Source organism: Helicobacter trogontum, from assembly GCF_000765905.2.
Classification (GTDB): Bacteria; Campylobacterota; Campylobacteria; order Campylobacterales; family Helicobacteraceae; genus Helicobacter_A; species Helicobacter_A trogontum.
The window spans coordinates 1-11,203 of sequence record NZ_JRPL02000036.1 but is presented as its reverse complement, the minus strand read 5'-3'; the positions used below and the strand labels follow the sequence as shown (position 1 = coordinate 11,203).

General features: G+C 30.8%; 12 protein-coding genes and 2 pseudogenes. All 14 read right to left on the bottom strand.

The window, feature by feature from the left end:
* Positions 1–396: pseudogene (locus tag LS81_RS09720) on the bottom strand (hypothetical protein); the annotation flags it as partial.
* A gap of 153 nt (positions 397–549) precedes the next feature.
* Positions 550–870, bottom strand: coding sequence for a hypothetical protein (locus tag LS81_RS12120; RefSeq protein ID WP_052096679.1), 321 nt, complete (start codon positions 868–870; stop codon positions 550–552).
* Between the two features lie 12 nt (positions 871–882).
* A pseudogene (locus LS81_RS12545) lies at positions 883–1,176 on the bottom strand (bacteriophage T4 gp5 trimerisation domain-containing protein); the annotation flags it as partial.
* A gap of 124 nt (positions 1,177–1,300) precedes the next feature.
* Positions 1,301–1,543 (bottom strand): phage baseplate assembly protein V, encoded by a 243-nt coding sequence (locus tag LS81_RS12115; protein ID WP_034576387.1) that lies wholly within the window; start codon positions 1,541–1,543, stop codon positions 1,301–1,303.
* Positions 1,544–1,574: 31 nt separating this feature from the next.
* Entirely contained in the window at positions 1,575–3,644 is a 2,070-nt protein-coding gene (locus tag LS81_RS09705; protein WP_104696568.1) for an N-acetylmuramoyl-L-alanine amidase, read from the bottom strand.
* Positions 3,637–4,233: a hypothetical protein gene (locus tag LS81_RS09700; protein WP_161976764.1), complete on the bottom strand. Its 597-nt coding sequence runs from the start codon at positions 4,231–4,233 to the stop codon at positions 3,637–3,639. Before LS81_RS09700 ends, LS81_RS09705 begins: the two co-directional genes overlap by 8 nt.
* Positions 4,234–4,623: 390 nt before the next feature.
* Positions 4,624–5,775: a glycine zipper 2TM domain-containing protein gene (locus LS81_RS09695; RefSeq protein ID WP_138069912.1), complete on the bottom strand. Its 1,152-nt coding sequence runs from the start codon at positions 5,773–5,775 to the stop codon at positions 4,624–4,626.
* On the bottom strand, positions 5,765–6,640 hold the full coding sequence (locus tag LS81_RS09690) for a hypothetical protein (protein ID WP_004084753.1): 876 nt from the start codon (positions 6,638–6,640) through the stop codon (positions 5,765–5,767). Before LS81_RS09690 ends, LS81_RS09695 begins: the two co-directional genes overlap by 11 nt.
* Positions 6,641–6,787: 147 nt before the next feature.
* The gene (locus tag LS81_RS09685) at positions 6,788–7,432 is read right to left on the bottom strand and encodes a hypothetical protein (RefSeq protein WP_034346680.1); all 645 of its coding nucleotides are present in this window, start codon (positions 7,430–7,432) and stop codon (positions 6,788–6,790) included.
* Positions 7,433–8,668, bottom strand: coding sequence for a glycine zipper domain-containing protein (locus LS81_RS09680; RefSeq protein WP_138069911.1), 1,236 nt, complete (start codon positions 8,666–8,668; stop codon positions 7,433–7,435).
* The gene (locus tag LS81_RS09675) at positions 8,661–9,398 is read right to left on the bottom strand and encodes a hypothetical protein (protein WP_034345506.1); all 738 of its coding nucleotides are present in this window, start codon (positions 9,396–9,398) and stop codon (positions 8,661–8,663) included. Before LS81_RS09675 ends, LS81_RS09680 begins: the two co-directional genes overlap by 8 nt.
* A gap of 20 nt (positions 9,399–9,418) precedes the next feature.
* Complete coding sequence (locus LS81_RS11375) at positions 9,419–9,583, bottom strand: hypothetical protein (RefSeq protein WP_004084747.1); 165 nt, start codon at positions 9,581–9,583, stop codon at positions 9,419–9,421.
* Positions 9,573–10,382 carry a hypothetical protein gene (locus LS81_RS09670; RefSeq protein ID WP_161976763.1) on the bottom strand — a complete coding sequence of 270 codons (810 nt, stop codon included), beginning with the start codon at positions 10,380–10,382 and terminating at the stop codon, positions 9,573–9,575. The genes LS81_RS11375 and LS81_RS09670 overlap by 11 nt, the downstream gene beginning before the upstream one ends.
* Before the next feature lie 34 nt (positions 10,383–10,416).
* Positions 10,417–11,203 (bottom strand): bacteriophage T4 gp5 trimerisation domain-containing protein (locus LS81_RS09665; RefSeq protein WP_138069910.1); only part of this gene is annotated, 787 nt, incomplete at its 5' end.

Here is an 11,203-nt window from a genome sequence, read left to right as displayed (position 1 = left end):
TTTCCACCCACTTTGATTTCTAAAAATCTTTATCAAACTCCCACACACACGATACTTTCTAGCAATATCCCCCACTTTGATTTTATACAAAACTATACACATAAGTTCTGCAGTAGCGGCTTTGAGATTTTGTATTGCCGCATAGTAGCAGCTCTGCTCCTCACTATAAGATTCCTCATTTTGTGAATCTTGTGGCACATTGTAGGTGTGACTTAGGTTTTTGCATTCCTCTTGTGTTAAGTCATTTAGAGAATCTAACTTGGCTTTAGTGATAAGGTTTTGCAATACAGAATCTAGCGATACAATGCTTTGCGTTGTAGATTTTGCATTATCTTGTATCGATATACTCCAAACATAGCCTATAAGACTACATAATAGTAATGGTATTATTTTCATTTTTGCTCCTTTTATTTTCTCTCACTCACTCTTAACCTCTCCGCCTTTTACCACTAAACCATTAGAATCTATAATTACTTCTACTCCACCTGCCTTTATTATTACAGAATCTGAAGTAGCTGTTATGGTAGTCTCGCCCACTTGATGAGTTATTTAATTGCCAGATTCTACACTATAATCCGTTGCTATTTCCACATTAGATAAGTCGGCTTCCAATCTTAAATGTTTTGTCGCAGTAAGAGACATAGAATCTTTAGTGTCCAACACTAAATTATTTGCAGAATTAACAGCAAACTCATCATCAGTGCTAACCCTTATATCCTTTGCCACATTTTGTGTCAAACTTCCCTCAATATGTTCTTGCTTCTCTCCTTTCACAACTTGATGTAAATCCCCACCAATATTACTAGAAAGATTATTATCTATCTCCACTTCCTTATCTCCCCCAACATATTCACTACTATCATTAGCCACTCTTAGTTTATTACTAGCTCCTACATTTAGAGTATTACTTAATCCTACTATGGTATCTTTACTTAGTGCTACATTAGTAAGATATTCTGCTCCAACTCTTACATCTTTTAAACCTAATACTTCTTGCTTATGATATTTAGTAATAGATTCTGTGTAACTTCCTTTTACTTTAGAATCTTTATTGTTTTGTATAGTTTGAGAGAAATTATGTTTTATATATTCATTATAGTCTTTTTGTGCTCTTACATAGATTTCTTCATTATCTTTTATATTTGATAGGGTAAGTTCATTATAACCTTGTTCAATGATGTTTGCTGTGTTTGAAAGCTCTGTTTGTGATGAATCTGCTTGGTTTAGTGAATCTATTGGTACAATTTTATTAATTATGTTATGCTTAATAAATTTGTTAATGCTTATAAATCTGATATGTTCAAGAATTTGTTGTAGCTGTTGTTTGTGTTAAGCTTGTTGGTTTTGATGAATTTGTTTGGCTTATTAAGCTTCTTATATTTGTTAAGTTTATTGTTCTACTTGATAAGGAAGTCTTATGGGAATCTAGGGGATTATGTATTAGGCTAGGATTAGTTGTATTATATAAACTTCCAGATATAAATGGCTTATCTATATCATTATCTAAGAAAGAGATTATGACTTCATCTCCAATTCTAGGCAATGCAAAAAACCACTGCTATTACTTGCGAATATTATTTATTGTTTTTACGGAGATAGTTACTAATAGCTAAGAATAATTTATTAGCTATTGCTTTTCTTTGAGTTTTATTATTTAATCTCGCTTTGTCGTCATCATTGCTTATAAAGCCAAGTGTTACAAGCACTGAAGCCACATTGACAAATTTTGTAAGATAGAGATTAGATTTGTTTTCAAAGTAAGTATTATTTGTTACAGGATATATTTCTTTTAGGTGCTTAATAAATCTTTTTTCTTGTTCTGCATATGCTTTATCATTGTAAAAACACCGCATTCCACTAGCACTCTTTGTCGCTTCACTATCAATATGAAGTGATAGAAAGAGTAAATTCTTACTTTGTGTGTTTTGTTTTATGGCATTAACTTTCCTTACCCTCTCATCCAAACCTATTATCTCATCACTATTTTTTTGTAATTTTATAAGAGTTGCTATATTTTTTAGTCTAGCCTCTATCATTTGGATAATATCATAAACTATATCCACCCTTTTCATACTATTTTGTTCGTATTCTAATGGTATTGCACCACTATTACCTAAGTCTAAAATCACAATAGGTTTATGAATAAATAATGCCTTAAAGAAAGGTGTTTTTTCTTGTTTATCAAAGTAAGCAAAGAATATAACTATTTTCTCTCGCCAACTCTCTCTTATCTCATACTTATTATTCCCACTATTCCCCAGATTCTTTAGTCCTAGCATTGCTCTGTTTGCAATAGTGATATTGCTTGTTTTCTCATCTATATTGCTATCAGTTATATCAAATACCATATAAGCATATTTGATATATTGTCTAAACCTTGTATCCTTGAGATTATGTGTAGGGATTAGTTCTATAGTATCTTTGTAGATATTTGCTTTGAGATTAGATACCTCATATTCATATTCAAGGCTTAGTTTTGAACCATTAAAGCTAAAATAAGCTTGTAAGAGTTTTAATTCTTTTGTGCTTTTATGTTTCTTTTGTATATTTGTAAAGCTTTCATATTGACTAAGACTTAATTCAAAGTTACTTTCATCAAAGTTATCTCTATCAGTAATAAAGCTTAATTTATCTACAATATCTTCTTTCCCTACATAGACATTATGCACTATAAGCTTTCCGTTATTATCACTTTTGCCTTTAGCTACCACTCTTTTAAATCTATGATTATAAATATATATTGTTGTATTTCCTAGGAGATTCCCACTTATACCATTATGGCATTTCTCTATCTCTATAGTAAGAGGTATAGAATCTGCTATGGGTTTTATTTGTAATTGTTTCATATTAGTTTCTTTATCAATATAAACATCTGCAAGATTTGGGCAACTCAAATAAAATAATATCACCTTGAAATAACTTATATTTGGATTTGTTAGGTATTCGGTCAAGATTTTATACTCTTCTTCTGTGAGGTATCTTTTTTGAACAAGTTTTTTTCGTATTACATAATCATTGATTTGGTGTATTTTGATAGTATATATTTTTTCTAATTCTTCCGCTTTTTTCTCCTCTGCTATTTTTGCTTCTTCAGCCTCTTTTTTTCTTGCACTCTCTCCACTTAAATAATCATAAGCAGTATCTGAAAATAATCCCATTACTACTGCTCCTACAACAGCTCCTGCAATCGTCCCAGCAATAGGAATACTTGAACCAAAAGCTGCCCCTGTGCCAGCACCAATAACGATTCTACCTAGAACATTGATACCAACTTTTGCTAGGGTTTTTGCCGATTGCTTTGCAATAAAATCTCCACCAGCTCGTATCCCACTTTGTTTTGCAACTTGTATTCCACCGCCTATAATACCTCCAGCCTTTTGAGCACTTATTTCCATAGCCAAAGTAGCACCAATTCTTTTCATGTCATTTGCAGAAGTGCTTTTTGTAATGCCACTTACTACGCCATTATGAATATCTATCCCCCAAGATAAATATTTTGTTGGTTGCTTTAATATATTTTCTGTTACTTCAACAGCCAAGTTTCCAGAAAATGCTAAATATCCAGATAATGAGGTAAAAAGGATTGTTTGATTATCTATCAGTGGTTTTGTATCTTGATTGAATGGCGTGTTGTCGTTAGGCATTATTCATTCCTTTTTGTCGTTGTGTTTGTATTGCGACAATATCTAAATATGGTTTGTATGCAGCAAATTCCTTGTATGAACAAAGTAAAAATCCATCTGGAGACTTGTCGAGAAATTCAAACATAGTCTTGAATTTTAAAAATATATCTTCACTAGATTCTAATAAGGCATTTTTTGTATGCGTAATCCATATGGTTTGAAATTCATCATTAAAATTTCCTTCAAAATGTAGTTCTACATTCATAGTGCCATATATTGTATCATCTTGCACTGGTATTGATTTTATACAATCAATAGTAAAAATTGTAAATAAACGGAACCAATTCCAATGACCAACTGAGCGTTGTTGAAAAATTAAAAATTCTCCATAGGGATAGAATCCACAATCTAAATTGGGGTGATAGAGCAAAATACCACCTTTGTGCAGTTTGCCTTTGTATATAAAATCTTTGATTAAAAAGATTCTATATACAGATGTTGATGGTGGTATTTGTGCTAAACATAGCATTATAGCAAAAACACACCCGCCATAAAATGTACCATTAAAGGAAGGAATTAAAAAACAAATAGCAAATATAGCTTTAATCATTGAGCGAAAAAACTGTGATTTAATATAAATATAAGATTGCTCCCATTCTATATCTTCTTTTTTGATGTTGAGTTTTTGATAATCTTTAGTTACATAATATTCATATATTTCGATGCAGTATAACACGCAAACAAGATAGCAAGGCAAAGCAATACATAGAGACAAAATAGATTTTATGCTAAAGTGAGTTATATAAATTACTTGGATAAGCGAATACAGAAGCCACAAAAATCCTATAAAAAAGCAGAATATGAGGAAAAAATGTTTGTAGAAATATATTTTAAGTTTTTGTATAAGAGTAAGACTAGTAGTTGTATTTAAATTTTTTACAAAATATTGTAGGATATAGATATTCTGTTTCGCATTAGATATTTTCACTTTCTCATTCACTTACGCTACCATCCAATCAAAGTTATCTCTATCAGTAATAAAGCTTAATTTATCTACAATATCTTCTTTCCCTACATAGACATTATGCACTATAAGCTTTCCGTTATTATCACTTTTGCCTTTAGCTACCACTCTTTTAAATCTATGATTATAAATATATATTGTTGTATTTCTTAGGAGATTCCCACTTATACCATTATGGCATTTCTCTATCTCTATAGTAAGAGGTATAGAATCTGCTATGGGTTTGATGTGTAATTGTTTAGATTCTGTCTTATTTGTCTCTTTAGATTCTTTCTTAGAATCTAACGCTTTTTCTTGCAATGTTTCATAGAACTCTTTATCTATATCCAAGTAATTAGGAAAGCTTTGCATTAAGAGGATTGTTTTGAAGTAGGATTCGTTAGGATTATTGATAGAGCGACAAATTTCCTCGGATTCATAGCCTTTTAATATTCTTTTTTCTGCATATTTATGTCTCAAAAGGTAATCTCCTATCTGGTTTATTTTGGTTATATAGATTTTATAGAGTCTATTTTCTATCTCTTGTTTTTGCATTTCTTTTGTCTTTTCTTTGTCCTCAAACCAACCCTCACTGAAAAAGAAATCTTCAGCAACACCTGCCAAAAAAGCTCCAGCAACAGCACCCACTATAGTCCCAATGATAGGGGCAGACGAACCAACAACTGCACCAGTAGTAGCACCAGCCAAAATTCGACTACCTAAACTAATACCAACTTTTGTGGCAGTTTTTACAACAATCTTTCTAGCTCCTTGCTGTATCATATGCCGATGCTTTATAACAGAATCTACACCAATTCCAACGCTTGTTTCAAATATAACTTCCCCAACAGCCCTTTCATTAGATTTTCCCTCTGATTTCTTATAAAGATAGGAAAATATTCCAAAATTTCCCATTAGCTTATATTTATAAAAAGTCTTTATGCCATCTAAAGCGCCTTGCTTTTGCATATATTGCCCTAAAACTTCGCTAGAATAAGCTCCTAACACAGTTATGCTATATGTTGTAGTTTTTCCCCCTAATCCAAAATCATTTAAAGGTGTAGGCAATTCCTTAAAGTTTGGTGGTGTACATACCTGTAATCCTGTATAAATATCCAAAATTGTTTTATATTGTTCGCTATTTTCCACAATCGGTTTCCTTTCTTAATCGCAAGATATTTTCCATATCCAATAACATGATGTTCCCAAAACCTCCGTGAATATACTGATAATCAAATGATAGGAAATCTTGAAAATATCTTTCCTCCAAAGTTATAAGATATTTTTCAATTTTTGGTTTTAGAATCTTTTCTAATTCTTCAATGTTTTTTATGCCGTGTGCCCTAAAATTTTTGTGATTTTTGGCTATTCCAAAGGTAAAAGATGTAGAACCATCGAAAGTCCGAATTATTGCATATTCTGTTTCAAAAGCACGATAAAGTGTTTTAAATACGACATAAAAGCTTCCAAGCGACAATGCCATATTTTTACCAAAATACTTTTGGATAATCAAATTGTCATTTGTGGCATAAATAGTTTTAAGATTTAAGGTTTGTAAAATAACAATTAAGAGATTCCATATTAGTATTGCAAACACGATTCCAAGCCCAATAATTACAGCTTGTTTATACCACTCCATTTTGCTATATTGTTCATATTGTTCCATGTATTTCATTAAGCCCAAGCTGAAAAAATAACAAAGCAATGTAACCCAGCTAATCCTAAGTCCCCAAGAAATAATACTGTTGATAATTGGAATATCATATTGTATTTGCCAAATAATCTCATCACCATTAGAATCTAGCTTTATATTGTCTTTGTTTTTAGTGTCGGTTGGTTTTTTAGATTCTAGTTTGTTAGATTCTGTGCTTATAGAAGTTTCTTGTATAGAATCTCGCTTTATAGATTCTGTGGGTTTTGTCTCATTGTTAGATTCTAACATTGTAGGATTTATATGTTTTTGGTTGTTGGATTGGAGCTTTAGGAATTCTTTATCATTACCTATATTTTCCATTTAAGTTTCCTTTTATCTATTATCTAGTTCATAATTAACTCTACACTTCCAGCCATTCCCAATTCCTGCCTATGAATTGGAATTTTCTCAAATTCAGTAGAGCAAACACACAGAGTTTTATACATTGAGGTATCACATTGTTTAGTATTATTTTCCATTGTCTTTTTCCTTGCGTAGAATATCAATTGCATCATAATCAATGTTGTATTGATATCGAATGTCTTCCCTGCTATAGTAAATTTTAAATTGATTATATGATTTTTCATTGCAATTTAGCAGATGATTGATGATAAAAGGTTTTAGTAAAATGTTAGTCTCTTCAATATTATTGCTGCTTGATTCAAGAAAAATATATAAGGTTGAGTGATTGTTTATGGTATTAATTTCACAAGTAGAAACTCCCGCAATATTTACCGCACCAGTTACCATTCGTGTAAATATTATGCAATCCTTTAATACTAATTCTAAATCCTGTCCTAAATATTTTTTGATAAATAGGTTATCTTTTGTGATATACATTGTTTTAAGATTTAAAGAATAATATATTTCTCGACTTAAACATATAATTCCATAAATTAAAAATAAGGAAATAAATATTGGTTTCCAATCATGAATAATATTTGGAATCATGTAGATAATAAGAATATACATAAATCCAAATATCATAGATAAGTAGAATAAATAACCCAAGAGAAATAGGATAGTTATATTTTGTTTCAACTCCCACACAATCTCATCACCATTAGAATCTAGCTTTTTAGATTCTGCATTTTGTTCTTGTTTCTCACTCATTTACGCCACCCTCTCATCAAAGTTATCTCTATCAGTAATAAAGCTTAATTTATCTACAATATCTTCTTTCCCTACATAGACATTATGCACTATAAGCTTTCCGTTATTATCACTTTTGCCTTTAGCTACCACTCTTTTAAATCTATGATTATAAATATATATTGTTGTATTTCCTAGGAGATTCCCACTTATACCATTATGGCATTTCTCTATCTCTATAGTAAGAGGTATAGAATCTGCTATGGGTTTTATGTGTAATTGTTTAGATTCTATCTTATTTGTTTCTTTAGATTCTGCTTCTTTAGAATATCTGTCTTTAAAATCTTTATCTTTCAAATCTTGCTTGGAATCTAACTCTTTAACCTGCAATGTGTCATAGAACTCTTTATCTCTATCCAAGTAATTAGGAAAGCTTTGCATAAGCATAATAGTTTTAAAATAACTACTCTTAAGATTACTTGCTTCTTTACAGAGTTCTTCAGATTCTGCTTCTGTAAGTTCTCTTAGCTCTATATAGTGATTGCGTATAAGATAATCATTGATTCTATCAATCTTTAGTTTGTATTCTTTTTCTAATCTCTCTATCTCTGCATTATGGGCTTTATCCTTTTCTAGTTGTTTGTCTTCGTCTGCAAACATATAATCATTAACCATTCCAGCTATTAATGCTCCTGCTACTGCACCTATTATTGTGCCTACAATAGGTGCAGTAGAACCAACTGCTGCACCTGTGGCTGCTCCTGTGGCAATGCGAGTTAGGAGAGATACGCCTGTTTTGACTGCAATATTTGAAGCTACCCTTGAAGTAGCAAGTCTAGTGGCACTGCTTGAGGCGAGTTTGCTAGTTTGGTTAAGGGTGTGTTTTGTAGCATTTTCAATTATTTTGTTGCCTAGTTTGTTGTCAATAATCTTGTCTGCAAAGATTCCGCTTGCAACACTAATTCCTGCTTCTTTTAATCCTCTCTCACCAGATTTCCCCTCTATTATTGCTTGTAAAAAACTTAATAATCCTCCATTCATTTTAATATTTATTCTTGCTGATTTTTGCCCCCATTGTCCTATATTCTCTTGTTTGGCATATTGATTAAATTTATAGATTGTATAACCCTCTCCTATTGCAAAAGCATAAGGTGCTATATCTCCAGCTATTCCTAAATCTCTCCTATCAATAGGAATCTTTTCAAAGTGATTGCAATAACATTCTAAACCTTTATAAATATTTTTATTTTCAATCATTGTTTCTTTTTTCCTCTCTTAGTTTGTCTATCTCTTTGAAGTATGAAATTTCATTTTTGATGAAGGTATCATTTTTAATCTTTGAATATTGTTTTTCATCTAAGTTTAGTAGATATTGTGTTATGTATGGCTCAAAGATTACATTTAATTTATTAGCTAATTCATCTGTAGTATTATCATAGGATAAATTTGATTCATCAATTCGAAATTCGTTATTTTGTAAAAAAAATGTAAGACATAAATCTTTTGTTAATTTTGGGCTTGAAGGATTAGTGGGAAGTCTCGAGGAATGAGCGTAAAAACTTCCTAGCTGAAGCATTGCTTTTTTGCCAATATATTTTTCAATAATAAGATAATTGTTAGTAATATATAGTCTTTTAAAATTAAATAGTCCTAAGATTTCTGATAAAAAAACATAATATATAGCCAGCACGAATAAAATTAAAAATAGTCCTCGAAATCCATTAAGTGGAGATGCTGTCCAAAATATTGTATAGGTGATAATAGAACATACTATAATGCTAATTATAAGGAAATAGATACGATATATTTTATTCCCAATATGAAAACTTCTCTTCATCTCCCACACAATCTCATCACCATTAGAATCTAGTTTTCTATTTTCTTGAGTTTTAGAATCTAACTTCTTAGATTCTGTGTTATTGTTGTTTGCTGTATTATTGCTTACTGCATTGTTATAAAATTGTGTATTGCTATGAATTTCACCCATATTATTTTTCCTTACTCACTTTATTCTAAATATTTATCAAGTTTATAACTTGTATAACTTTCTCCTATTGCCACTCCATAGGTCGCTGTAACTCCAGCCATTCCTAACTTTCTCCTATAAATTGGAATCTTTTCAAACTCATTGCAATAACATTCTAAGCCTTTATAGATATTTTTATTTTCCATTGCCTTTTTCCTTTCTCATCTTATCTATCCTATCAAAATCAATCTTTGAGCCTATAATCTCTGGGTGTTCTTGTATTGATATTTTTTCATAGTCATCTTGGCCTATATTGGCAAGATATAATTCAATTTTTGGAATCATTATTTGTTCTAGTAAGTTAAAATTCGTGGATTTTAGCGGATTTATGCTCGGTAATATAAAATTATACAATTCTTTTTGCTGTTGAAAATTGATAATAGAAACAAAGCTAAAACAACCAACACTGTCCAAAATAATCGGAGATGGTTCACCTGTCAATCTTATATAAAAACTTCCAAGTGGAATCATTATATTTTTGTTGAACAATCTTTCAATGACAAGATAGTCCTTGGTAGCATATATTTTTTTAATATTAAGTGTTTTATAAAAAAAATCACAAAATATCCCAATAATTGCTAACACACCAATGACAAATATCAGAAAAGTTGCAAATCCCAAACTATATTTTAAGGGAAGCAATGTGAAAACAAAAAGCACTGCCAATAAAACAATAATCAAGATTCCCCAACTCCATAGAGCATTGAATATATTAATTTTTTTTTCCAACTCCCAAATCATCTCATCACCATTAGAATCTAGCTTTATGTTATCTTTGTTTTTGGTTTCGTTGTTTTTAGTGTCGTTGGGTTTTTTAGATTCTAAATAATTAGATTTTAGTGTGCTAGATTCTAGCATTGTAGATTCTATGTTTATAGAAGTTTGTTTTATAGAATCTCGCTTTATAGATTCTGTGGGTTTTGCCTCATTGTTATATTTTAACATTGTGGGATTTATATTTTCTTGGTTGTTGGATTCTCTACTCACTCTTAACCTCTCCACCTTTTACTACTAAACCATTGGAATTTATAACTACTTCAACTCCACCTGCTTTTAAGATTATTTTATCACCCGAAATCGTTATAGTGGTTTCACCTACTTTGCATGTAATTTCATTTCCTGCCTGTATGGAGCAATCGCTTTGTAATTCTAGTGTAGTATTGTCGGCTTGAAGTGAATATTGTTCTTCTATATTATGTTGCATCGATTTGGCATTAGTGGCAAGATTTTCTTTGACATTGGTAGAGAAGTTTTGCTGAATATGAAGAAACATTTCTCGTTGAATATTCTGTGTCAAACTTCCCTCAATATGCTCTTGCTTCTCTCCTTTCACAATTTGATGTAAATCCCTACCAACACTACTAGAAAAATTATTATTTATCTCTATTGTTTTATCTCCCCCTACATATTCACTACTATTTCGTGCCACTCTTAGTTTATTACTAGCTCCTATGTTTAGAGTATGAGATAATCCTACTATGGTATCTTTACTTAGTGCTACATTAGTAAGATATTCTCCTCCAACTCTTACATCTTTTAAACCTAATATTTCTTGCTTATGATATTTAGTAATAGATTCTGTGTAACTTCCTTTTACTTTAGAATCTTTATTGTTGTGTATGGTTTGAGAGAAATTATGTTTTATATATTCATTATAGTCTTTTTGTGCTCTTACATAGATTTCTTCATTATCTTTTATATTTGATAGGGTAAGTTCATTATAACCTTGTTCAATGGTGTTTGCTGTGTTTGAATGCTCTGTTTGT

What these genes read in the sequence shown, in the direction of transcription:
- LS81_RS09705 (WP_104696568.1), bottom strand. Translation starts at nt 3,644, where the DNA reads ATGCCTAACGACAACACGCCATTCAATCAAGATACAAAACCACTGATA.
- LS81_RS09700 (WP_161976764.1), bottom strand. Translation starts at nt 4,233, where the DNA reads ATGATTAAAGCTATATTTGCTATTTGTTTTTTAATTCCTTCCTTTAAT.
- LS81_RS09690 (WP_004084753.1), bottom strand. Translation starts at nt 6,640, where the DNA reads ATGGAAAATATAGGTAATGATAAAGAATTCCTAAAGCTCCAATCCAAC.
- LS81_RS09685 (WP_034346680.1), bottom strand. Translation starts at nt 7,432, where the DNA reads ATGAGTGAGAAACAAGAACAAAATGCAGAATCTAAAAAGCTAGATTCT.
- LS81_RS09680 (WP_138069911.1), bottom strand. Translation starts at nt 8,668, where the DNA reads ATGATTGAAAATAAAAATATTTATAAAGGTTTAGAATGTTATTGCAAT.
- LS81_RS09675 (WP_034345506.1), bottom strand. Translation starts at nt 9,398, where the DNA reads ATGGGTGAAATTCATAGCAATACACAATTTTATAACAATGCAGTAAGC.
- LS81_RS11375 (WP_004084747.1), bottom strand. Translation starts at nt 9,583, where the DNA reads ATGGAAAATAAAAATATCTATAAAGGCTTAGAATGTTATTGCAATGAG.
- LS81_RS09670 (WP_161976763.1), bottom strand. Translation starts at nt 10,382, where the DNA reads ATGTTAAAATATAACAATGAGGCAAAACCCACAGAATCTATAAAGCGA.